Source organism: Thioalkalivibrio sp. ALJ1, from assembly GCF_000745395.1.
GTDB lineage: Bacteria > Pseudomonadota > Gammaproteobacteria > Ectothiorhodospirales > Ectothiorhodospiraceae > Thioalkalivibrio.
Genome location: NZ_KN050684.1, coordinates 718,692 through 740,721, shown reverse-complemented (window position 1 = coordinate 740,721; position 22,030 = coordinate 718,692). Strand labels below are relative to the sequence as shown.

Sequence of the window (22,030 nt, the reverse complement as noted above, 5' to 3'; positions counted from 1 at the left end):
CTTGATGCGTCTGGTTTTCTTTCTTCTGTTGCCTCTGCTCTGGAGCCCGCTGGTGGCGGGCGCAGCGCCGGCCTTTGACGCGCCCCCCGAGCGCTCGACCGACGGCGGCTTCACCCTGAACTGGGATGCGGACACCCCCGTGGTGCTGGAGCAGTCCACAGGCCCGGATCATGCGGATGCGCGCATCATCTACGAAGGTGGCGACACCAGCACGGTGATCAGCGGCCTGTCCGATGGCGAATATCGCTTCCGGCTGCGTGCCGCGGAGGCCGATGACTGGGCCGATCAGGCCACGGTCACGGTGGAGCATCACAGCCTGGCCCGCGCCTTCGGCTTCTTCGCGGTGGGCGCGATCGTCTTTCTGGTCCTGATCGGGGCCATCCTGCGCGGGCGTCCGCGCGACTGATTCACTTGGTCCAGTCCTGGCGATCCGTGTTCATCTGACGTTGAAACGTGACCCGGACTGGACCCGCTTTTGGAGGATTCCATGACGGATCTGAAGATCAACATGCAGCGTCTGCAGCAGGACATCAACGAGCTGGGTCAGATCGGACGCGATGCCGACCGAGGCCTGCATCGCCGCGCCTTTAGCGAGGGCGATCGCGCCGGTCGTGAGTGGTTTCGCGGACGCCTGGAGGCCGCCGGGCTGGATGTCTGGCAGGACGGAGCCGCCAACCTCCACGGGCGCCTGGACTACGACGGCAAGCGGCCTGTAGTCGCGATGGGTTCGCACCTCGACACGGTGCCGGGCGGCGGTCCGCTCGATGGCGCGCTGGGCGTTCTGATCGGCCTGGAGGTGCTGCGTACCGCGAAGGAAAACGAGGTGGATCTGGCGTACCCCCTGGAGGTGATCGACTTCACCGACGAGGAGGGTCGCTTCGGCGGGATGTTCGGCTCGCAGGCCATGGCCGGCAAGCTGACCCCGGAAAGCATCAGCCATGCGCGCGATCTCGAGGGCGTGACCCTGGTCGAGGCGATGGCCAACTGGGGCCTGAACGCCGACGATGCCTTGGCCGCGCGGCGTGACCCACACACCCTGCACGCCTTTATCGAGACCCATATCGAACAGGGTCCGGTCCTCGATCGGCGGGGCCTGAGCGTGGGTGTCGTTGAGGCGATCACCGGGCTGTTCAAGTGGGAGGTGCGCCTGAAGGGGCAGCCGAACCATGCGGGCACCACGCCGATGGACATGCGCATCGACGCCTTCCAGGGCCTGGCCGAGTTTGGTGGCGAGATCAATCGCCTCCTGGAGGAACACGGCAGCCCCAACTCGCGGGCCACTATCGGACGCGTGGAACTGGCGCCCGGTGCGGCGAATACTGTCCCCGGCATGGCGACCTTCTCCTTTGAGGTGCGCGATACCGACGAGAAGGTACTGACGGCGCTGGCCCATGCGGCCCGCCGCACACTTTCCAGCCTGGCCCGCCGTCGCGACCTGATGTTCGAGTTCGACGTGCTGTCCGAGATCGACCCGGTGCGTTGCGATACCGGCATCGTGCAGACCATCGAGGCGCAAGCCGAGCGCATGGGTCTGGAGTACCTGACCATGCCCAGCGGTGCGGCCCACGATACGCAGAGTATGAGCGCCATCACCCGCACCGGCATGATTTTCGTGCCGAGTCTGCAGGGGCGTAGCCATTCCGCCGCGGAATGGACAAACTGGGAAGACATCGAGACCGGTGCCAATCTGGCCCTGCAAAGTGCCCTGGCGTTGGCGGCCCGGCAATAAACCGCGAATAAAGGAAACGCCCGGAATGGTCGAAAACGACAACGTCTCCCATATCAGTGACTACGATTACGACAATCTGGACCCGCTGCGCGAGCAGTACCAGGAAAGCCTGATTACCACACCGGTCCTGCGCCGGGAGCTGCGGGAGCACCATGTGGCGCTCTTGTGCATCGATTTGCAGTACCTTGATGCCGCTCGCGGTCACGGGGTGTTTGCCGACTCCGCCGAATCTGGCGTGCCGCTCGAGGCCCAGGAGTACTACTTCAACCGTCTGGAGCAGACGGTGCTGCCGAATGTGCGGCGCCTGCAGGACGCCTTCCGCGAGAAGGGGCTGGAGGTGATCCATACCCGCATCCGTTCCCTGACCCACGACGGCCGCGACCGCAGCCCCGGCCACAAGCGCCTGAATCTGCATGCCGCTCCGGGCTCCAAGGATGCCGAGTTCGTTGAGCAGGTCGCCCCGGTGGGGGACGAGATCGTCCTGGACAAGACGGCCAGCGGAGTCTTCAACTCGACCAACCTGCATTACATCCTGCGCAACCTGAACATCAGCGCGTTGTTTATCGTTGGGGTGTACTCCAACGAGTGTGTGTCCACTGCGGTGCGCGATGCCTGTGATCTCGGGTTTTATGTCAGCCTCATGGATGACGCCACGGCCACGGTGACGCCCGAGATGCAGAAGGCTACGATCACGACCATCAAGGATCGCTACGCCCGGGTCATGAGTACGGACGAGGCGATCCGCGAGATCAAGAAGGTGAAGGAGGCCTCGTGACCGGTCTCGACGACCCCATCCTGCCCACCTCTATTGCCTGGGGGCTGCTGGCGGCGTTCAGCGTCCTCTGGGTGGTGCTGGGCTGGTGGCTGGGTCGTCGTAACAAGACCGCTGAGGACCACATGCTGGCGGGCCGTAATGTCGGCCTGGCGCTCGCCACCGCCACGGCGATGGCGACCTGGGTCACCGCCAACACCACCATGACGGCCCCGCAGCTAGCGCTGCAGTTGGGTGTCTGGGGCATGCTCGGGTATTCGCTGGGTGCGCTGGGCCTGATCCTGTTCGCGCCGCTGGCGCGACGCATCCGCGAGCTGATGCCGCGCGGATTCACCTCCGGCGACTTCATCCGCCTGCGCTTCGGCACCTTCACCTGGCGCGTGTTCCTGGTGGTCTCGCTGATCTACGCCTTTGGCTGGCTGGTCTCGATGGCGATGGCCGGCGGGGTGCTGATCAATGCCCTGGCCGGGATCGACTATCGCGTGGGCATGACCGTGATCCTGACCGTGTGCGTGCTCTACACCCTGCTCGGTGGTCTGCGCGCGGTCATCGGGACCGATTTTATCCAGACCATCATCATCATCGCGGGTGCGGCGTTCATCGCCTGGCTGACCATCGACAAGGTCGGCTTCGAGGCGATCCACTTCAACCTGATGGAAGAGCGTCCGGAACTGCTGAGCCTGTTGTTCCCGGCCGCGATCATGTTCCTGTTCAACAACCTGCTGTTCGGCGTCGGCGAGATCTTCCATTCCAATGTCTGGTGGTCGCGCGCCTTCGCCTTCGGTCGCCACGTCGGCTTCCGCGCCTATCTGTTCGGTGGGTTGCTGTGGCTGCCGATCCCGATTGTCGCGGGGTTCATCGCCTTGGCCACGCCGGCCCTGGGGATCAACGTACCCGCGGCGGACATGGTCGGCCCCTTGGTCGCCGCGGAGGTGCTGGGCCTGACCGGCGCGATCGTGGTGTTTATCGTGGTGTTCGCCGCGCTCGCCTCCAGCCTCGACTCGTTGCTGGCCGCGACCTCGGATCTGGTGACCCGCGACATCTATCGCGGTCATATCCGGCCGCAGGCCAGCGAGCAGAACCAGTTCCGTGCCACCAAGGTGATTGTGGTCCTGCTGGGGCTGTTGACCTGGCTGGCGGCAAGCTACCGCGGCGAGCTCCCGATCGTCGGTTCGCTGGCCGAGCTTCTGTACTTCACCGGGGCCTTCGTGGCCTCGGCCATCTGGCCGATCGTGGCCGGGCTGTACTGGAAGCGAGCGAACCCGCAGGGTGCCGCCTGGTCGATGATATTGGGGTCGGGCCTGGGGCTGGCCAGCTATTTCATGATCGGGTTCTACGTCGCGGCTCTGGTGGGCGCGGCGGTGTCCCTGGCGGTGATGGTGCTGGCCACCTGGCTGGCCCCGCGCCCGTTCGATTGGGACCGTCTGGCCCGTGATGACACCCAAGTGATGGGGAGCCCGGCATGACGATCTCGACCACCGCCCTGTCCATCATCGTCGTGATCGCCACGCTGGTGGCGACGCTGACCCCGATCCTGTTGATCGCCCTGTTTATCCGCGACTGGAAAAAAGGATGCCTCTGGTGAATTACACCGAAGATCCCCTGCACGTGCTCCACCCGAAAGACGGCGCGGCCGGCACCGACCGACCAAAGGCTTTGCTGGACGCGGTGGAGGAAGACCCGGATCCGCTTCTGAAGCTGGCGGCCTCGCATGTGGTCTCCAGTCAGCAGTTCTCTTGCGACGAGTTGCTGCAACTGTTCCGCCTGGCGGCACAGTACGAGACGACCCCGGCCCTGATGCACCTGCCGCTGGCGGGCAAGATCCTGATCAGCGCGTTCTACGAGCCGTCCACCCGCACGCGATTGTCGTTCGAGAGCGCCTGGCACCGCCTGGGCGGGTCGGTGATGTCCATTACTGACCCCAAGAGCACCGGGATCGCCAAGGGCGAGTCGCTGGCGGACATCGCCGAGATGTTCAACAACTACGGCGACGTGCTGGTGCTGCGCTCCTCCGATGGCGAGGCGGCGCACAACATGCTGGAGAACCTGCGTATCCCGCTGGTCAACGCCGGCAACGGGATCGACGAGCATCCGACCCAGGCCCTTGCCGATGTCTATGCCCTGGCCAAGTGGCGCCCGGAGCTTTTTACCGGCGAGGTGCCGCCGGAGCAGCGGATCAAGGTGGGCATCATCGGGGTCCCTTCGCGCATGCGCACGGTCCGCTCCCTTCTGCGGCTGTTGAGCCTCTTCCCCGATGCAATCGAGGAGGTTGTGCTGATCTCGCGCGCGGACGAGAACTTCGATCCCGGCCAGCGCGAGGAACTGGAGCAGGCCGGCCTGAAGCTGCGCGTGGTGCACGACCTGGACCCGGAACTTCCGGGGCTCGATGTCGTGTACATCAACGCCATCGCCTGGGTAGGTGATACCTTCGAATCCATGGGCGAGGGGTTGAAGCTGGATCGCAACTCCCCGCTCAAGAAGGGCGCCATCATCTTGCATCCGCTGGCACGTGGGGACGAGTTGTCCACCGACCTCGATGCCACGCCGCACAACTGGTATTTCGCCCAGGCCCGCGGGGCGGTGTTTGTGCGCATGGCTTTGCTGACCACGGTGGTGCGCCGCATTAGCGCAGTGATGGATACGCCCGAAGGTTGAAACCCGACTCGTAAACCGAACCGCGAGCGGCGTGGCGCGCCGGGATGGCCCGGGCCGCGCCCCGCTCGCCCTGATTGAATAACCAAGGAGACATGCCATGTGTGGCATTGCCGGAATCTTTAATGCCGACCCGAACCGCAAGGTCGATCCCCAGACGCTGGTCAACATGGCGGCGATCCAGTATCACCGCGGCCCCGACGGCTTCGGCTACAAGACCCAGGATGATCGCGGCGTGGGCTTCTCCCATGCCCGGTTGTCGATCATCGATCTCGACGAGAATCGCGGCCGCCAGCCGTTCTGCATGAGCGACGGGGAGATCATGACCGCGGTCAACGGCGAGCTCTATGACTACAAACGCATCCGTACCGATCTCACCTCGCGAGGCGTGAAGTTCAACACCAAGAGCGACTCCGAGATGGTGATGCACCTGTATCAGCGCGAGGGGCTGGAGGACGCGGTGAAGCACTTTCGCGGCGAGTTCGCGATCTCGCTGTATGACCGCAAGCACGACCGGCTGATCCTGATCCGCGACCGCTTTGGCATCAAGCCGCTGTACTTCACCGAGGCCAACGGCAGTTTCGTGTTCGGTTCCGAGCTGAAGGTGTTGTTCGCCAACCCGGACGTGCCGCGCCAGTTTGCCGATGACGGTCTCTATCATCAGCTGATGCAGACCATGGTGCCCGGCACTACCGCATTCGAGGGCATCCACCAGGTCAAGCCGGGCCACATGGTCATCGTCGAGCGCGCCCACGGCAAGCTGAAGATCCGCCAGGAGAAGTACTGGGACATGGACTTCCCGCTGGCCTCCGAGCGTCCGCCCGAGAGCGAGACCGACGAGAACTACTGGATCGAAGGCGTGCGCGAGAAGCTGATGGAGGCGGTACAGCTGCGCCTGGAGGCCGACGTGCCGGTGGCCTGCTACCTCTCCGGCGGGATCGATTCCTGCATCACGCTGGGGCTGGCCTCGGCCAGCCAGCAGTCGTCGGTCAAGGCCTTCACCATCGGCTTTGACAACGACGACTACGACGAGACCGCGATCGCCCGCGAGATGGCCGAGAGCGTCGGCGCCGACCAGGACATCATGACCCTGAATGCCGACCACCTCTACGACAACTTCGAAGAGGCCCTTTGGCACGCCGAGCGCACCATCTACAACACCCTCGGCGTGGCCAAACTCCTGATGAGCCGCCACGTGAACAAGGCCGGCTACAAGGTGGTGGTAACGGGTGAGGGCTCGGACGAACTGTTCGGCGGTTACCCCGCCTTCCGCCGCGACATGTTCCTGCACGGTCTGGACACCCTGCCGGAGGCTGACCGTCAGGCCTGGCAGCAGATGCTGAACGAGTCCAACGAGCTGGTCTCCGGCGCGATGCTGGCCGAGAACGAGCTGGACGATCCCGAGTTCACGAAGATGATGGGCTTTACGCCCTCCTGCCTGCAGCCCTGGCTGGCCGCGGCGGACCACGTGCCAGGCCTGCTGCACCCGAAGCGTCGCGAGCGCCTGCAGGGCTACCAGCCCGGCAAGGCCATCGCCGATGCCCTGGACAACGATATGCTGGAAGGCCGCCACCCGTTGGACAAGGCCCAGTACGTCTGGATCAAGACCATGCTGGAGGGCCAAATCCTGACCTGGGGTGGCGACCGCATGGACATGGCCAACTCGATGGAGGCGCGCCCGCCGTTTCTCGACCATCACCTGGCCGAGTTCGCCGCCCATCTGCCGCCGACCCTGCGCATCAAGGGCAAGACCGAGAAGTACGTGCTGCGCGAGTCGATGAAGGGCCTGCTGCCGAAGGTGCTCTACGAACGCGAGAAGTTCGCGTTCATGGCGCCGCCGGCGCACACCGATCCGGTCAAGTGGGCCGCGATGAAGGCCCTGGCCGACCGCTATCTCTCACCCGAGAAAGTGGAGGAGGCCGGCCTGCTGGATCCGGAAGGCGTCCGTCAGGTCTTCGAACTGCACGAGTCGGAGGACACCCCGGCCGCCACCCAGGTGCAGCTGGACGCGGTGATCAACCACATGATCGGAGTACAGGTGCTGCACGAGAAGTTCGTCGCCACCGACATCCCGGCCCTGGCGCGACAAAAAGCCGAGGAGTTCGGCTGGCACGCTTGATGGACTCCGTCGGGGGCCACACCAGAGATTGAGTGGCACCCCCGCACGGGGTATCAGGCGGGCAGCCAGTCCCGCGTGGCGTGTTGGTAAAAACCGGTGTCGGCCGTGGTCGCGCCCTGCAGGCTGCAGACGGTCGCGGCGAAATCCAGGGCGCGTTCCAGCGTTGTGTCCCAGGCCCAGCCATTGAGTTGGCCGATGATGGCGACGCTGGCGAAGGCATCGCCAGCACCGACGGCGTCGCGGAAGCCTTCGACTGCAGGGGCCGGAGCCTGCCTGGACTCGCCGTCGACGGTGTGGATCGCAGCGCCGTCGGCACCATGAGTGAGGATCAGGGCCGAGCGGATGCTGGCGCGTTCCAGCAGGACGAAGGGGCGGTCTTCGGCCGCTGCATCCGGTGCCAGGATCGCGGCTTCGTCGGTGTTCAGCTTGACCACGTCGGCACCACGTATCAGGGCCAGCACGTCGTCCGTTTCGTACCAGGGCGCGCGCAGGTTGGCGTCCACAAAACGGCTCTGGGCGCGTGCCTGCAGCCGCTCCAGCAGGTCGCGATTGCCGGAGCGTAACGCCAGGGTGCCGTGGTACAGGATTGGACTGGTGTCGGGCAGTTGCTCGGCCCAGTCCGCCGGGACCGCGTCGTAGGCCTGGTCGGGGACGATCGTGTAGGCGGGCTCGCCGTCTTGAAGCTCGACTCGCACCTGCCCGGTGGCGGTCGAAGGGTGCCGGTACAGGCCTTGGTCATCCATGCCGATGGCGGCCATCCGCTGACGGATCTCCTGGCCTGCCCGGTCGTTTCCGACGCCACCTACGAAGCAGGCAGCCTGGCCCAGTTGATGCAGGTTCCAGGCGACGTTGAAGGGCGCGCCACCGAGCACCCGGGTGCCGTCGGGGAAGACATCGAACAGCGCCTCGCCAAAGATGAGGCTGGGGGCCTGCGTGCCGCTCACGGTCCGGCCCTTTCGATACGGTCCCGACCCCGCTTCTTGGCCTGCAGCAGGGCCTGGTCTGCCGCATCGAAGATGGCCTCCGGCGTATGGGTGGGATCGACCCCGGCCAGACCGGCCGAGATCGTGACCTTGAGCCGCTTCTTCCCGGCGCGGACGATCAGCCGATCCACCGCCTCGCGGATGGTGTTGGCCTGGGTCTCGGCGACACCGGGTTCGTGGTGGATGATCATCACGAACTCCTCCCCACCGTAGCGCGCGACGAAATCCGGCTCGCGGACGCCTTCGGCCAGGATCTCGGCGACCGCCCGCAAGACCTTGTCCCCTGCCGAGTGGCCGTATTCATCGTTGATCGACTTGAAGTGGTCGATGTCCCAGACGAGCAGCGAGGCCGATCCGGAACGCTCGATCTTCCGGGGGAGGTCGCGCAGACGCTCTTCAAACGCGGTGCGGTTGGGCAGCCCGGTGAGGCTGTCCCGTGTGGCCTCGGCGCGCGCTTGTTCCAGCCGGTTGCGCAGCGCTTGCACTTGCGTTTCCAGGCTGCGGCCCTTGGAGCGCAGGAGGCGGTTGCGTTCCAGCGCAGCCAAAAGCTCACTCTCTTGTGTGTCACGGAAGGCGCTAACGCGCTCGACCATGCGATCCAGTCCGCGGGTGACTTCGGCGCGCAGGGTCGGCAGGTCATTGATATCGACCACCCGGCCCTTGATGTGCTCCACATCTCCGGAGATCCCGGCCTGCAGCTCGGACACCGACTCGCGGGCCCGCTGGCCCCTTGCCTCGTCCTCGGACAGGGCCGTGTCCACATCCTCCAGCCGGTGCCAGATCTCGCCCACCACTTCCGTGAGCTCTTCGCGCTCGGTCATGGCCTGCTTGCATTTGTCGTGCAAGACCGAGAACAGGCGGCCCAGGGTGCGTTCGATTGCAGTCTTGTCGCGGCGGTCGGCTGCGCGAGCCAGGGCCTCCACCTCGGGATCGAGGAACTCGAACCCGTTCAGACCCCGCCTTACGACCTCCAGGATGCCCTCCGCCAGGTCCTGACGATGATCGCTGGAGCGGACGGCATCCGCGAGCTGTCCGCTCAGGCGGTCCAGCCAGGCGGTATCGCCGGGATCGGATTCGATCGCCCGGGTAAGATCCCGCACCGCGCCTTCCAGGGCGGGTGCCTTGGCGGCTACAACGGCGAGAGACCGCAACGCTACACGGCGGGTGGCATCTTGTACCGCACGTTCCCGGTCCAGCGATCGTTCCAGATCGATGATGGTCTTGCGCAGGTCGCTGTCGGACATCGGGAAATCCCGGAAGGATGGCGCATCAATTTAAACGCGGAATTGGGTTGGATGCTACCGCTTCAAGCCTACTGCTATGTCTTGATCGCTTTAGTGCGATGGATCATGAAGGGCCTGGCGTTGAGGTAACTCGATTTCGATGCCGACCGGAAGATGGTCGGACAGCGCTACGTTGTAGACCCGGACGTCGCTCACATGAAGGTCGGGCGTAAGCAGGATGTGGTCGAACACCAGGCGCGGATCCCAGGCGGGATAGGTTGCGGGGCAGGCCATGGGCTCCATCAGACCGGTGCGCGCGATGAGTTGGCGCAACTCCTCGCTGTCCTGCTGGCAGTTGAGATCGCCCATCACCACGGCATGTGGCAGGTTCTGAATATGCTCGGCGACGTAGGCGAGCTGCGATTTTCGGGTGCGCTTACCCAATGCCAGATGCAGCAGGAACAGCACCAGCTCCTCGCCATCCCCCATCGCGTAGCGGGCCTCAATGGCCCCGCGTCCGGGCAGGGCGCCGGGCAGCCGATGCATCTCGACGCGATCCGGTTCCAGGCGCGAGAACAGCGCGAGGGAGTGCTTGGCGAACTGGCCCAGATCGCGATTGATGCGGTTGTAGGTATGGGGGAACTGAGCCCGTTCGGAGAGATAGGACGCCAGATCGACGAAGTTGCTGCGCAGGCTGCCGCCATCCAGCTCCTGAACGCCCACGATGTCGAATTCGGATATGAAGCGCGCCACGCGGTCGAGATTGTCCATCCGCCCCCCGTAGGGCAGCACGTGTTTCCAACTATTGGTTACGTAGTGGTGCAGGCGGGAGGAGTGAATACCGACCTGGGCATTGAAGCTCAGTAGCCGCAAGCGCTGGTTGCCGGGTTCGTGCTGGTAGCCCAGTTGTTCGGGGATGGTGTTGTTAGTCGAACCGGAGACGTCGGACGCAGGGTCCGATGCGTGGTCATGCGTGGGCGCGATCGAACTCATCGCGGGTGTTCTCCTGCTGGCGGGAAAGTCCGTGTTGTCAGAATGGACAAACGAGCTCGCCCAAACGTTCCGTCAGCTTCATGTTCTCACTGTAGTCGACCGGGCAGTCGATGACCGTTACGCCGGGGCTCACCAGGGCCTCGCGCAGCGCCATCTCCAAGCTGTCGCCGGGCTCGATGCGCACGCCCTGGGCTCCGAAGGACTGCGCCAACTGGACGAAATCGGGGTTGCCGAACTCGACGAAGGCCTTGCGGCCGTATTCGCGGACCTGCTTCCACTCGATGAGGCCGTAGGCGTTGTCGTTCCAGATCAGTACCACGAAGTTCAGGCCCAGGCGTACCGCGGTTTCCAGTTCCTGCACGTTCATCAGGAAGCCGGCATCGCCGGTGACGGCGACCACCTGGCGTTCCGGGTAGAGTTTCGCGGCCGCGATGGCGCCCGGCAGTGCGATCCCCATGCTGGCAAAGCCGTTGGAGATCAGGCAGGTGTTGGGCAGCTCGCAGCGGAACATGCGCGCCATCCAGAGCTTGTGCGCCCCCACATCGGTGATCATGATCGCGTCGAGATCTGCGGCGGTGCGCAGGTCCCAGATCAGCTTCTGCGGCTTAAGCGGCACCTGGGTATCGTCGCGGTGCTCGTTCATGTCCGCGATCAGGCTCTGGCGCAGCGGCCGCAGGATGGTCTCCTCGCGCGGGCTCACCTGCTCGGCCAGTCGGTGCAGGCAGGTCACCAGGTCGCCCAGCACCTCGGCGGTCACATTGTAGTGGCCGTCAATCTCGGCCGGGGCCGAATCAATATGGATCAGGGTACGATCCGCGTCCGGGTGCCAGAAGCTGGGCGGATATTCGACCAGGTCGTAGCCGATACAGACGATCACATCCGCCTTGTGGAAGCCGAAGTTCACAAAGTCCTGGCTCTGCAGGCCCACCGAGCCCAGCGCCAGCGGATGTCGGAAGGGCAGTACGCCCTTGGCCATGAAGGTGTTGGCAACAGGGATATTCAAGGCGCTGGCGAGCGCCGCCAGGGCGCCACTGGCGCCGGAGCGGATGACGCCGTTGCCGGCGAGGATCAGCGGATGGTGGGCCTCGTTCAGCAATCGAGCAGCCGCTTCCAGGGAGGCCTCGGCGGGAACAGCGGCGGGGCCCGAATGCACCGGTAGTGGCGGATTCGGGCACGGCATCGACGCGATGTTCTCCGGGAGCTCGAAGAAGCTGGCGCCGGGCTTGCCGCCTTCGGCCCACTTGAATGCCTTGCGCACGATCTCCGGGAGGATCTCCGGCTCGACAACACTGGAGCTGTATTTGGTGATTGGCTGAAAAAGCCCCTTCAGGTCCAGGACCTGGTGGGATTCCTTGTGCAGCCGGTGGGTGCTGGCCTGGCCGGCAATGGCGACCAGGGGCGCATGATCCATGTTGGCGTCCGCGACGCCGGTGATCAGGTTGGTCGCTCCCGGTCCCAGGGTCGCCAGGCAGACCCCCGCGCGACCCGACAGCCGACCGTGCACGTCGGCCATAAAGGCCGCGCCCTGCTCGTGACGGGTTGTGACGAATTCAATGGGGGAATCGGCGAGGGCATCGAGAACCGCCATGTTCTCTTCGCCTGGGAGACCGAAGATGCGTTCAACGCCCTCCTGTTCCAGGCATTCGACCAGGCGTTGTGCAGTGGTGGGCTCGCTCATGGCCGCGTGGCCAATCGTGTGCCGGCCACGCGGGATGTAGCCCCGTTAGCCGCGGGCACGTTCGATCAGGTAGTCAGCAACCTCCAGCATCTCGTCGTGACCGCCGGCCATGCTGGCGGAGACGATGGCTTCGCCGTTGATGACCAGCGTGGGTACGCCGCCCACTCCATAGTCCTGTACGGCCTCGGTGGCCTGCACGACACGGCGCCGGATCTCGTCCGAGCGCATGGTCTCGCGGAACTCGTCCGCGTCCAGGCCGCGCTGGTTGATGAAGCGCAGGATGGCGCTCTCCGAGCGCAGCTCGCGACCCTGGTCGTGGATGGCGTCGTAGAACGCCTGGTGGACGTCGTCCAGCACGCCCAGTTTTTCGGCGGTGTAGAACACGCGGGCGTGCAGGGCCCAGACGTCGTTCATCGGCGCCGGCAGGTATTCAAACTGCACGTCGTCGGCCAGTTCGGGCTTCCAGGCCTGGACCTTGGGCTCGAAGGAATAGCAGTGCGGGCAGCCGTACCAGAAGACCTCGACGACCTGGATCTTGCCGTCTTCCAGGCCGGTGTCGACCGGCGGCTGGATGGCTCGGTAGTGCTGACCTTCGCGGAATTCCGCGGCCAGACTGGTGCCGCTGGCGAGGAGCAGGCCGGCCCCACCCAGGGCCCCCATGAATTCACGACGCTTCATTTACAGCTCTCCGTAGGAATGCAGCCCGGACAGGAACATATTCACGCCCAGGAAGGTAAACGTGGTCACGAACAGGCCGATGATGGCCCACCAGGCCATGACCGGACCGCGCCAGCCCTTGGTGAAGCGCATGTGCAGCCAGGACGCATAGGTCAGCCACAGGATCAGGCTCCAGGTCTCTTTCGGGTCCCAGGTCCAGTAGCCGCCCCAGGCCTCGGCCGCCCACATGGCACCGAGCACCGTGGCGATGGTGAAGAAGGCGAAACCGATCGCGATCGCCTTGTACATCACGCTATCCAGCGCGTCCTTGGAGGGCAGCCGATGGGTGATCGGGGCGTCCGGACGGGTGCGTTCGAAGCGGTGCTTGACCAAGTACGCCACGCCCAGCATGGCCGCGATGGCGAAGCCGCCGTACCCGACGAAATTGGTGGGCACGTGGATCTTCATCCACCAGCTGTTCAGAGCGGGCACCAGCGGTTCGATCTCTGCGGCCCCTCGATCGTAGGCGTACCACAGCAGGAAGGTCACCGAAGCGGCAATCACCAGCATCACGAACGCGCCCATGGTCCGCTGCCCGGTGCGGCTTTCATAGTACAGGTACATCAGCGTGGTCATCAGCGCGAGCAGGATGAACACCTCGTAGAGGTTCGCCACTGGGATGTAGCCCCAGCTCGGGTCGGTCAGGTAGATCTCGCGCCAGCGAACCAGCAGTGCCATCAGGCCGGCACCCGAGCCGACCCAGGCGAAGGCCGCGCCGGCGCGGCTCGGGAAGGTGGAGCTGGAGAACAGACCCATTACGTAGGCCGCGGTGGCCAGGTAGAGCATCACGCTCATCCACATCACACCGGCCTGACCGGAGCCGATGTAGTTCAGCCAGAAGTTGGTTTCTCCTCGCGTGAGGTCATCGCCATACATCCAGATACTGAACAGTGCGAGGGACCCGACGATGATCGAGTAGGCCTGCCAGGGCCGCCAGAACCAGCCCATCCAGGAGCTGGCGACAACCGCTAGGATCAGGCCTCCAACGTCGTAGCGGTCCATCATGTGACCGTACAGCGAGTAGGCAATCACACCCGTGGCGACCATAAGGGCGAAGTACGCCCAGTCGCGCAGCTGAATGCGCCGGAAGATGCTCGGCCGTTCGAAATCCAGGGCCTCGTGGGGTACGGACATGGGTAGTGCTCCTCCGACTTCTCGCTGACTCAGTCGTTCTTGTTGGTGTTAGAACCGGTGGTTTTTTGGCCATCGTCCGCGTTCTGCTGATCGATGATCCACCGCTTAAGATGCGCGAAACGCTCTTCAAATTCCACTTTATGGCGATTGCTGGTGCCTGCCATGGTGACATGGGTTCCTTGGCCATCCTCGCGCCGTCGCGCGATGATCCACAACCGTTGATACGACACGTAGAACAGCAGGAAAATCCCGACGATCAACATTACGCTGCCGGTGTAGACCGTGCTTTGTCCAGGAGCCCTTGCGATCTGCAGGCCCGAGGCCTCGCGGTGCTCGAAGTCCTTCAAGTGGAAGAAGAACGGCGACTGGTACAGGCTGATCGCATTGATTGCCGAGATGGTGTCTTCCAGGAAGCGTTGCTCTTCTTCCTGGATCGAGACTACACCCTCGTCCTGCAGGACTTCCATGTAAAGCCCCTGGAGGCCCGCGTGCAGGATGCGGATCATCAGGTCGCGCACGTCGTCCAGACGCTCGGCCGGGACTCGGCGTTCAATCTCGTTGTGCACTGCCGTGTAGCCGCCTTGAGCGAACAGGCCCATCAGCTCGGCGGTAGTGCTCGCGATAGCCTGAGTCTGCTCATTCGGGACGGTTTCGTCGTCGCGGGCCACCTGGCGGGCGATTTCGTTCCGTACCTCGGGGTTGTGCAGCATCGCCAGGTAGGTGCGGAAGCGGTCTAGCGACTCATCGGCGTCCGCCGGTAGGAACAGATAGTGGAACTCGTCTGCCGGACTCTCGCGTACGCCACTGAGGAAGTACATTGCGCCTTCCTGCAATGCGGGGCGCTTGTAGTTGCGGTAGTACAGACCGTGGCCAGTGCGGTCCATCAGGCGGAAGTCGAAGCTCGGCCCCATGTGCCGGTTCTCGCGCACACCTTCTTCGTTGAGAAGCTGGATCACGTTCTCCACCTGGAAGTTGATGAACTCGATCGTGCGGGTGTTACCGTCCGGGGTCGGGATATCCATCTCCTGGAACACTCGGCCGGGCACTTCCAGTTCGCGCAACGCCTCGGCACCCAGCGGGATTGCATCGATATCCAGCCGGGTTCCGCCGTCGGCAAAGCTCGCCTGGTAGATCGCGTAGCCGTTGTAGATCAGTGGATGGTTGACCGAGATGGTGTGACGCAGGGGCTCGTCCCGGTCCGGGTCATGGATGATCAGGTCGGATTCGTAGGAGCTCTCGGCGCCCGTGGAGAAACGCTCAATGCGGAATTCTTCCAACTCGATACGGAACGGCAGCTCCTGTACGAAGTAACCCTCGCGCATGGGCAGGAACACGACGTTGGCTGAGGCGCCCTCGGGGATCTCGACCGATCCACGGAACGACGGATTCCATTCCGGAATCCAGGCCGAGCGCGGGACCTCGGAGATCGGCACGCTACGGGTCTCGATCTCCAGATTCCCCAGCCACTCGTTGATCTTGAGCAGGGTGGTGCCGTCAGCCAGGGCGCCGACGCAGATCACGACGATGCCGACATGGGTCAGCAGGTAGCCCATGCGGTTCCATCGCCCGCGCATCGCGGCAATCACGGTCTGGCTGTCGGAGTTCTTTTCGCGCGCCCTGAAGCCCTGGGCCTTCAGCACCCGGTGGGCGTGTTGGACAAACTCATCCTGGGGCTGGTCCAGGTCGCTGGCTGCACTCGAATGGAACGAGAGCAGGGACTTTTCCTTTACCTGAAGGTTGTAGCGGCGCAGGTCTTTTAGCAGGCCCGGGGACTGGCGGTAGACACAGAACGAGGTGGAGACGACCAGAAAGCCCACCACCAGCAGGAACCAGGTCGCCGAATACACCTGATAGAGACCCATCCCGGCAAAGATCTCGTGCCAGAATGGCCCGAAGTCCATCAGGTACTCGGTGTAGGGTTCGTTCTGCACCAGGACGGTGCCGATTACCGACGCGATGGCCAGTGCCACCAGCAGGGTGATCGCCAGGCTCATTGAGCCCATGAAATCGACAAGAATACGGCTTCGCCGCGGCTTGCGCGCGGTTTTCTGGCGGGATGCGGGGACCGTTCCGGTGGTCGCGGCCTGATCGTTATTGGACATTCTTAAACCTGCTTTAACCCTGGCGACTATGCGAAGCAACCCGACGGGGGTTCAATTTCCACGATAAACAGCGCGGGCGTTGCCCGGTGCACTGGATGGACCCATGACGAGCCCGGGAGTTCGTCATGCCCCACCATGACGCACTCGGTTGCAGGGGCATTCCCGCACAGGCCATTTTTTTGCCCAATGAAAAGGGGCGGCCGAAGCCGCCCCTTCCCTGGGTCCTGCGCACCGCCAGTCCAGCGCGGCGCTGCACTGCGGTCCGTATCAGTTGCCGGACTGCAGGCCAGCCATGTACTGGGACACGGCTTCGATGTCGGAGTCGGACATGTTGCGCGCGACATTGCGCATCATGCGGCCGTTGTCATTGGCGCGGTCGCCGCTGCGGAAGTAGCGCATCTGGTCAGCGCTGTACTGCGCATGCTGACCGGCAACGGCCGGGAACATGGCTTCCGGGTTGCCCTGACCGTTCGGGCCGTGGCAAGCGATACAGGCGGCAACGTTCTGCGACGGGATGCCGCCGCGGTAGATCTGCTCGCCGCGCTCGACGACGTCTTCGTCGGCGGTTTCACCGGACATCTCCTGTTCGGCGTAGTAGGCCGCCAGGTCACGCATGTCCTGCTCGTCGAGGTCGGCGACCTGGCCCAGCATCAGGCTGTTCTCGCGGCGCTCGGACTTGTAGTCCTGCAGCTGCTTGACGGTGTACTTCGGATGCTGACCCGCGAGCTTGGGCCACTCCGGGTTGGTCGAGTTGCCGTCAGCCTGGTGGCAGGCCGCGCAGGACTGGGACAGTTCCTGGCCGCGCTGAGGATCGCCCGCCTGGGCCGCCGACAGCGGGAGCAGCAGGGATACGGACAGGGCAGCAAAGAGAGCGGAAAGCTTGTGGTTCATGATGGAAGAATCTCCTGCTTGTAAATGCGTCCCGGGTTTCGACCCGTTCCTTGTGCCCCGTGGCAGGGCGATCTGTACCCGCGCCCCATCGGCACGGCGTGCAACATAAGGGGCGCAGTTTATAGCACAATGCTAAATTGCGCTCAAAAATATCCCTAGCCCTGTACTCGGCCAAAGACCTCTGTGAGTCTTCTATGCAGCCCCGATTCCGTGAGACCGCCTTCCTTCAGGGCGTAGCCCAATTGCATCAGTTGCCGGCGGATACCGGGGTCGAGATCGCCTTTGCCGGGCGTTCCAACGCGGGCAAATCCAGCGCCCTCAATGCCTTGTGCGGCCGCAAGGCGCTGGCGCGGGTCGGGCGCACGCCTGGGCGCACCCAGGAGATCAACCTGTTTGGTTTGCCGCCGAACGAGAATTCGCGCCTGGTGGATCTGCCGGGCTACGGCTATGCGAAGGTTTCGGCGGGCAAGCGCGCCGAGTGGGATCAGCTTCTGGGCGGCTATCTGCAGAAGCGCCAGTGCCTGATCGGACTCGTATTGATCATGGATATCCGCCGACCCCTGACCGACCTGGACCGCCAGCTCCTGGACTGGGTCCCGCTGGAGCGCTGCCGGTTGCACTGCGTGCTGACTAAGGCGGACAAACTCTCCCGCCAGGAGGCCGACAAGCAGTTGCGCAAGGCCCACGGTGAGCTGGAGGCGATGGGCATCGAGGCCTCCCTGCAGACGTTCTCCTCTCTGAAGAGCCAGGGTGTTGATGACTTGCGCGGCCTGCTGGGCGACTGGCTCATCGAGCACGCGGCCGGAGACCTTGCAGGCGACTGAAGTCCGCCCCGGGAGCTGGAGGGGCGTAGACAAAAAGAAGCCCCGGCCTTGGGGTTGGACCGGGGCTAACTTCGGCCTCTACAGGGGGAGAGAGACCTATTTGCCCGCACAGGGAGAAAAGCGGGCCGCGCTGGGCTAGAGCGCTTACTGATTGAGAAAGCGGCGCACGGGCAAAGTTCCGGCGGGGTTTGCTGCAAATGCGATTTTTTTCACAGTTTCTTTCTTCGTCCGCGCCGAACACGTTTCGCGGCGCCCCCGGGCGATTCATTCATCTTCCGATTCCGCGTTCATGTGGGCTTTGAGTGACTCCAGCAGTTGGGCCGACGACGTCCCGTGCGGGTAGATCTCCAGTAGCTCGCCGTTCGGGCCGACCAGGTAGGTCGACGAGCTGTGGTCGATTACGTAGCCCATCGCCGAATCCGTCTCCGCCCGCTCGAAGAACACGCCATAGTTCTGCGCCGCCGCGTGCACCTGTTCTTCCGGCCCGGTCGCGGCGTGAATGGCTTCGTGGAAGTGGCCGACATAGTTGGCCAGGTGGTTGCGCGAATCCCGCTCGGGGTCCACGCTGATCAGCACGCCGTTGACCTGGCCTCGCAGGTCATCAGGCAGTTGGTTCAGGGCGCCGCTGATCCAGCCCAGGCCGGTCGGGCAGGCATCCGGACAACTGGTGTACCCGAAGTACAGCCATACGTACTGGCCCTCGTAGTCGTCTAGATCGAAGCGCTCGGCATGAGTGGCCACTGGCAGCTCGATGGCCCCGCCGCGGACCTCGTCCGCCACCGGCAGCTGTGTGTGGCCCGGTTGCGGGTGGGGTGGCTCCCCAGGGTTCAGGGTGACGAATACGAGCAGGGCCCCGGCCGCCAGAACGGCCAGACCCCAGAAAACGCTGCTGATCGGGATTCGTTGCATCGTGGTTATGGCTGATGATCGCGGGCGGTAACGAAGCGGAATTGTACGAAGGATGCCTCGGGCGTGCCGGCTGGCATGGCCGTGGCGGCCCAGGTCATGGATTCGGTGGTGCAGATCGGCAGTGTTGTGGTGCCGCGGTAGAGGCCGCCGCCCGTGTGTTCCAGGCGGGGGCGCTGAAAGCCCATGTACATCTCCACTCCGGCCAGGTCCAGTTCCAGCGCGTCCGGTTCCTCAAGGGCCACGCGGGCGGTGGTATCCAGCTCCAGCTCCAGTGTCAGCTCCCGCAGCATGGGTATGGGCCGCGGGGTGATCGTCAGGCGGACCTCGCCTCCCAGCGGCAGGACGGTGCTACAGGCGCCGGTGTTCAGGTCGCACTCTTCCGGTTGCACGACGGCGAGGTCGGTGGGTGCGTCGGTGTCCAGGTAGCGCTCGGCCAGCATCCAGGCGGTGGCGACCAGCAGGAGCGCGACCAGCCAGGCAGCAATGCGGTTGAAACGGGTGGCAAACATTCGGGTCACCGGATTAATGGGCATCGTTCCAGTTGGGGCCGGCGCCGACATCCACCACCAGGTCGACGTCCAGCTCTGCGGCGCCGCCCATCGCCTCGCGAGCGAGACCAGTCAGCGCCTCTATCGCGTCGACCGCCACCTCGAATACCAGTTCGTCGTGCACCTGCATGATCATGCGGGCATCGATCCCGGTCTCGGTCAGGGCGTTCGCCATGCGCACCATCGCGCGCTTGATGATGTCGGCTGCGGTGCCCTGCATCGGAGCGTTGATCGCCACGCGTTCGGACTGCTGGCGGCGGGCGCCGTTGCGGCTGTTGATCTCCGGCAGGTACAGGCGACGACCGAACAGGGTCTCCACGTAGCCATTCTCGCGCCCGCTGGCGCGTGCCTGCTCCATGTAATCGTGCACCCCGGGGTAGCGGTTGAAGTAGCGGTCGATGTACTCGCGCGCCTCGCCCTGCTCGATGCCGAGGTTGCGTGCCAGGCCCCAGGCGGACATGCCGTAGATCAGGCCGAAGTTGATCGCCTTGGCGGCACGCCGTTGGTCGCTGGTGACGGCGTCCGGCTCATACCCGAAGACCTCGGCGGCGGTCGCGCGGTGGATGTCCTGGCCCTCGGCGAAGGCCTTGAGCAGGCCCTTGTCCTGCGACAGGTGCGCCATGATGCGCAGCTCGATCTGAGAGTAGTCGGCCGCCAGCAACTGGTGACCCGCCTCCGCGATGAACGCTCGGCGGATGCGCCGCCCGGCCTCGGTGCGCACCGGGATGTTCTGCAGGTTGGGTTCTGATGAGGACAGGCGCCCCGTCGCTGCCCCCGATTGGTGGTAGGAGGTGTGCACCCGTCCGGTCTCCGGGTGGATGCGGCGCGGCAGAGTCTCGGTGTAGGTGCTGCGCAGCTTTGACAGGCCGCGGTGCTCCAGGATCAGACGCGGCAGGGCGTAGTCATCCGCCATCTGCTCCAGCACGTCCTCGGCGGTGGAGGGCTGACCTTTGGGCGTGCGGCGCAGTACCGGCAGGCCCAGGCGTTCGAAGAGGATCTCCTGGATCTGCTTCGGCGAGCCGAGATTGAACTCGGTACCTGCCTCCTCGAAGGCCTCGCGCTCGATGCGTTCCATCTCGGTCAGCAGTTCCTGGCTTTGCTGGCCAAGCAGGTCCGGGTCGACCTTCACGCCGACGCGTTCGATATCTGCCAGCACCGGGACCAACGGCATCTCGATCTCGCGGTACACGAACGCGGGGCCTTCCGCTTCTTTCAGGCGAGGCTGGAAGACTGCGTCCAGTTGCAGGCAGATGTCCGCGTCCTCGCCGGCGTAGTCGGTGGCGATGCCGATATCCACCTCGGCGAATGGAATCTGCTTTGCGCCCTTGCCGGCTACATCCTCGTAGTGCGTGGTCTTGTAGTTCAAGTGGCGCTCGGCCAGGGAGTCCAGGTCGTGGCGGTTGGCGCCGGCATCCAGGCAGAAGGATTCCAGCAGGGTGTCGTCGACAATCCCGCGCATGGTGATGCCGTGATTGCCCAGCACATTGCGGTCGTATTTCAGGTGATGGCCCAACTTGCCGTGCTCCGCTGAGTCCAGCCACGGCGTCAGGCGCTCGAGTGTGGCCTCCAGCGGAAGCTGCGGGTCGGCATCCGGCCCAGTATGTGCCAGCGGCAGGTAGTACGCGGTGCCCGGTTCGAACGCGAAGGACATGCCGAGCAGCCGGGCACGCATCGCGTCCAGGCTGGTGGTCTCGGTATCGAAGGCGACGCGGTCGGCCTTCTCCAGGCGTTCCAGCAGTTGCGCGAAATCCGTCTCTTCACGCACGGTCTGGTAATCGCCCTGGGTCTGCGAGGGGCCGGGGTTGTCGCCTGCGGCCGCGGCGTCTCCCCCTTCCAGTTCTGCGCGCCAGCGGGTGAAGCCGTAGCGGCGCACCATCTCCAGAAGGTGGTCATGGTCCGGTTCCTGGATGGTTAGGTCGTCCGGGCCGACGTCCAGCTCGACGTCGCGCTTGACGGTAATCAGCTCGCGCGAGGTCGGGAGCCGTTCGGCGGCGGCGCGCAGGTTCTCGCCAATCTTGCCGCCGAAGCGATCGGCCTGATCCAGGATCGTGTCGAGATCGCCGTACTGTGCAATCCACTTGGCGGCCGTTTTGGGCCCGACCTTCTCCACCCCAGGGATGTTGTCGACCGTGTCGCCCATTAGGCTGAGGTAATCGACGATCTGCTCAGGCGCAACGCCGAACTTTTCCTGCACCCCGTCCGGGTCCAGAGTGACTCCGCTCATGGTGTTGACCAGCGTGACGCGGTCATCGACCAATTGCGCCAGATCCTTGTCGCCGGTGGAGATCACCACGTCGTGGCCGGCCTTTGCCGCCTGGTCGGCTAGGGTGGCGATGACGTCATCGGCCTCGACCCCCTCGACACACAGAAGCGGCAGGCCCATGGCCCGCACGAGTTCGTGCAGGGGCTCGATCTGGGCTGCGAGCTCCTCTGGCATGGGCGGGCGAGTCGCCTTGTATTCCGGGTAGAGGTCGTCACGGAAGGTCTTGCCCTTGGCGTCGAAGACCACCGCCATGTTGTCGGGGCCGTAGTCCGCTCGCAGCTTGCGCAGCATGTTGGCCACGCCGATCATTGCGCCGGTCGGAGCGCCATCCGGTGCGGTCAGGGGGGGCAGCGCATGGAACGCGCGGAACAAATATGACGAACCGTCGACCAGGACGAGGGGCGCTTTCGACATGAAACAGAATCCAGACGGGGGACGCGCGACATTCTACAGGGCTGATCGGGACGCGCCCATTCGTGCAGCCCATTTGTAC

Annotated in this window: 19 protein-coding genes; 8 read left to right on the top strand and 11 right to left on the bottom strand. The window is 64.4% G+C overall.

Annotated elements, in window-relative coordinates:
- Positions 1-4: 4 nt before the first annotated feature.
- The 7 genes from F462_RS05765 (at position 5) to asnB (ending at position 7,272) form a co-directional block, all read left to right on the top strand.
- Positions 5-406, top strand: coding sequence for a hypothetical protein (locus F462_RS05765; protein ID WP_038052314.1), 402 nt, complete (start codon positions 5-7; stop codon positions 404-406).
- A gap of 81 nt (positions 407-487) precedes the next feature.
- Positions 488-1,729: a Zn-dependent hydrolase gene (locus F462_RS05760; RefSeq protein WP_018142354.1), complete on the top strand. Its 1,242-nt coding sequence runs from the start codon at positions 488-490 to the stop codon at positions 1,727-1,729.
- 25 nt (positions 1,730-1,754) lie between these two features.
- Positions 1,755-2,504, top strand: a complete 750-nt coding sequence (locus F462_RS05755) for a cysteine hydrolase family protein (protein ID WP_038052311.1) — start codon at positions 1,755-1,757, stop codon at positions 2,502-2,504.
- Positions 2,501-3,967: a sodium:solute symporter family protein gene (locus F462_RS05750; RefSeq protein ID WP_018142352.1), complete on the top strand. Its 1,467-nt coding sequence runs from the start codon at positions 2,501-2,503 to the stop codon at positions 3,965-3,967. Before F462_RS05755 ends, F462_RS05750 begins: the two co-directional genes overlap by 4 nt.
- Complete coding sequence (locus tag F462_RS14015; RefSeq protein WP_018142351.1) at positions 3,964-4,086, top strand: hypothetical protein; 123 nt, start codon at positions 3,964-3,966, stop codon at positions 4,084-4,086. The genes F462_RS05750 and F462_RS14015 overlap by 4 nt, the downstream gene beginning before the upstream one ends.
- A complete protein-coding gene (locus F462_RS05745) occupies positions 4,074-5,156 on the top strand; it encodes an aspartate/ornithine carbamoyltransferase family protein (protein ID WP_038052308.1) in 1,083 nt (360 codons plus the stop codon). The genes F462_RS14015 and F462_RS05745 overlap by 13 nt, the downstream gene beginning before the upstream one ends.
- 97 nt (positions 5,157-5,253) lie before the next feature.
- Entirely contained in the window at positions 5,254-7,272 is a 2,019-nt protein-coding gene (gene asnB / locus F462_RS05740; protein ID WP_038052305.1) for an asparagine synthase (glutamine-hydrolyzing), read from the top strand.
- A gap of 53 nt (positions 7,273-7,325) precedes the next feature.
- On the opposite strand, the gene F462_RS05735 is transcribed toward asnB, so the two are convergent.
- From F462_RS05735 to F462_RS05700, 8 genes are all read right to left on the bottom strand, one after another.
- On the bottom strand, positions 7,326-8,216 hold the full coding sequence (locus F462_RS05735) for a PfkB family carbohydrate kinase (RefSeq protein ID WP_038052302.1): 891 nt from the start codon (positions 8,214-8,216) through the stop codon (positions 7,326-7,328).
- Positions 8,213-9,499 carry a GGDEF domain-containing protein gene (locus tag F462_RS05730; protein WP_038052299.1) on the bottom strand — a complete coding sequence of 429 codons (1,287 nt, stop codon included), beginning with the start codon at positions 9,497-9,499 and terminating at the stop codon, positions 8,213-8,215. The genes F462_RS05735 and F462_RS05730 overlap by 4 nt, the downstream gene beginning before the upstream one ends.
- A gap of 90 nt (positions 9,500-9,589) precedes the next feature.
- Positions 9,590-10,471, bottom strand: a complete 882-nt coding sequence (locus F462_RS05725) for an endonuclease/exonuclease/phosphatase family protein (protein ID WP_038052296.1) — start codon at positions 10,469-10,471, stop codon at positions 9,590-9,592.
- 37 nt (positions 10,472-10,508) lie between these two features.
- On the bottom strand, positions 10,509-12,149 hold the full coding sequence (locus F462_RS05720) for an acetolactate synthase large subunit (protein ID WP_038052294.1): 1,641 nt from the start codon (positions 12,147-12,149) through the stop codon (positions 10,509-10,511).
- 45 nt (positions 12,150-12,194) lie between these two features.
- On the bottom strand, positions 12,195-12,827 hold the full coding sequence (locus F462_RS05715) for a thiol:disulfide interchange protein DsbA/DsbL (RefSeq protein WP_038052291.1): 633 nt from the start codon (positions 12,825-12,827) through the stop codon (positions 12,195-12,197).
- Positions 12,828-14,000 carry a c-type cytochrome biogenesis protein CcsB gene (gene ccsB / locus F462_RS05710; RefSeq protein ID WP_018142337.1) on the bottom strand — a complete coding sequence of 391 codons (1,173 nt, stop codon included), beginning with the start codon at positions 13,998-14,000 and terminating at the stop codon, positions 12,828-12,830.
- A gap of 29 nt (positions 14,001-14,029) precedes the next feature.
- Positions 14,030-16,102 carry a cytochrome c biogenesis protein ResB gene (locus F462_RS05705; protein ID WP_038052288.1) on the bottom strand — a complete coding sequence of 691 codons (2,073 nt, stop codon included), beginning with the start codon at positions 16,100-16,102 and terminating at the stop codon, positions 14,030-14,032.
- Between the two features lie 267 nt (positions 16,103-16,369).
- Positions 16,370-16,993 carry a c-type cytochrome gene (locus F462_RS05700; RefSeq protein WP_018142335.1) on the bottom strand — a complete coding sequence of 208 codons (624 nt, stop codon included), beginning with the start codon at positions 16,991-16,993 and terminating at the stop codon, positions 16,370-16,372.
- Between the two features lie 194 nt (positions 16,994-17,187).
- On the opposite strand from F462_RS05700, the gene yihA reads away from it, so the two are divergent.
- Positions 17,188-17,817 (top strand): ribosome biogenesis GTP-binding protein YihA/YsxC, encoded by a 630-nt coding sequence (yihA, locus tag F462_RS05695; RefSeq protein ID WP_038052286.1) that lies wholly within the window; start codon positions 17,188-17,190, stop codon positions 17,815-17,817.
- 264 nt (positions 17,818-18,081) lie between these two features.
- Here the strand turns inward: yihA and F462_RS05690 are convergent, their stop codons facing one another.
- From F462_RS05690 to polA, 3 genes are read right to left on the bottom strand one after another with little or no spacing between them, the layout of a single operon-like run.
- A complete protein-coding gene (locus F462_RS05690; protein WP_038052283.1) occupies positions 18,082-18,726 on the bottom strand; it encodes an SCO family protein in 645 nt (214 codons plus the stop codon).
- 5 nt (positions 18,727-18,731) lie between these two features.
- On the bottom strand, positions 18,732-19,235 hold the full coding sequence (locus F462_RS05685) for a hypothetical protein (protein ID WP_038052280.1): 504 nt from the start codon (positions 19,233-19,235) through the stop codon (positions 18,732-18,734).
- A 13-nt stretch (positions 19,236-19,248) separates the two neighbouring features.
- The gene (polA, locus tag F462_RS05680) at positions 19,249-21,951 is read right to left on the bottom strand and encodes a DNA polymerase I (RefSeq protein WP_038052277.1); all 2,703 of its coding nucleotides are present in this window, start codon (positions 21,949-21,951) and stop codon (positions 19,249-19,251) included.
- Between the last annotated feature and the right edge of the window lie 79 nt (positions 21,952-22,030).

What these genes read in the sequence shown, in the direction of transcription:
- F462_RS05730 (WP_038052299.1), bottom strand. Translation starts at nt 9,499, where the DNA reads ATGTCCGACAGCGACCTGCGCAAGACCATCATCGATCTGGAACGATCG.
- F462_RS05690 (WP_038052283.1), bottom strand. Translation starts at nt 18,726, where the DNA reads ATGCAACGAATCCCGATCAGCAGCGTTTTCTGGGGTCTGGCCGTTCTG.
- F462_RS05725 (WP_038052296.1), bottom strand. Translation starts at nt 10,471, where the DNA reads ATGAGTTCGATCGCGCCCACGCATGACCACGCATCGGACCCTGCGTCC.
- F462_RS05715 (WP_038052291.1), bottom strand. Translation starts at nt 12,827, where the DNA reads ATGAAGCGTCGTGAATTCATGGGGGCCCTGGGTGGGGCCGGCCTGCTC.
- ccsB (WP_018142337.1), bottom strand. Translation starts at nt 14,000, where the DNA reads ATGTCCGTACCCCACGAGGCCCTGGATTTCGAACGGCCGAGCATCTTC.
- F462_RS05760 (WP_018142354.1), top strand. Translation starts at nt 488, where the DNA reads ATGACGGATCTGAAGATCAACATGCAGCGTCTGCAGCAGGACATCAAC.
- F462_RS05705 (WP_038052288.1), bottom strand. Translation starts at nt 16,102, where the DNA reads ATGTCCAATAACGATCAGGCCGCGACCACCGGAACGGTCCCCGCATCC.
- F462_RS14015 (WP_018142351.1), top strand. Translation starts at nt 3,964, where the DNA reads ATGACGATCTCGACCACCGCCCTGTCCATCATCGTCGTGATCGCCACG.
- yihA (WP_038052286.1), top strand. Translation starts at nt 17,188, where the DNA reads ATGCAGCCCCGATTCCGTGAGACCGCCTTCCTTCAGGGCGTAGCCCAA.
- F462_RS05745 (WP_038052308.1), top strand. Translation starts at nt 4,074, where the DNA reads ATGCCTCTGGTGAATTACACCGAAGATCCCCTGCACGTGCTCCACCCG.
- F462_RS05685 (WP_038052280.1), bottom strand. Translation starts at nt 19,235, where the DNA reads ATGTTTGCCACCCGTTTCAACCGCATTGCTGCCTGGCTGGTCGCGCTC.
- F462_RS05720 (WP_038052294.1), bottom strand. Translation starts at nt 12,149, where the DNA reads ATGAGCGAGCCCACCACTGCACAACGCCTGGTCGAATGCCTGGAACAG.
- F462_RS05700 (WP_018142335.1), bottom strand. Translation starts at nt 16,993, where the DNA reads ATGAACCACAAGCTTTCCGCTCTCTTTGCTGCCCTGTCCGTATCCCTG.
- polA (WP_038052277.1), bottom strand. Translation starts at nt 21,951, where the DNA reads ATGTCGAAAGCGCCCCTCGTCCTGGTCGACGGTTCGTCATATTTGTTC.
- F462_RS05765 (WP_038052314.1), top strand. Translation starts at nt 5, where the DNA reads ATGCGTCTGGTTTTCTTTCTTCTGTTGCCTCTGCTCTGGAGCCCGCTG.
- asnB (WP_038052305.1), top strand. Translation starts at nt 5,254, where the DNA reads ATGTGTGGCATTGCCGGAATCTTTAATGCCGACCCGAACCGCAAGGTC.
- F462_RS05755 (WP_038052311.1), top strand. Translation starts at nt 1,755, where the DNA reads ATGGTCGAAAACGACAACGTCTCCCATATCAGTGACTACGATTACGAC.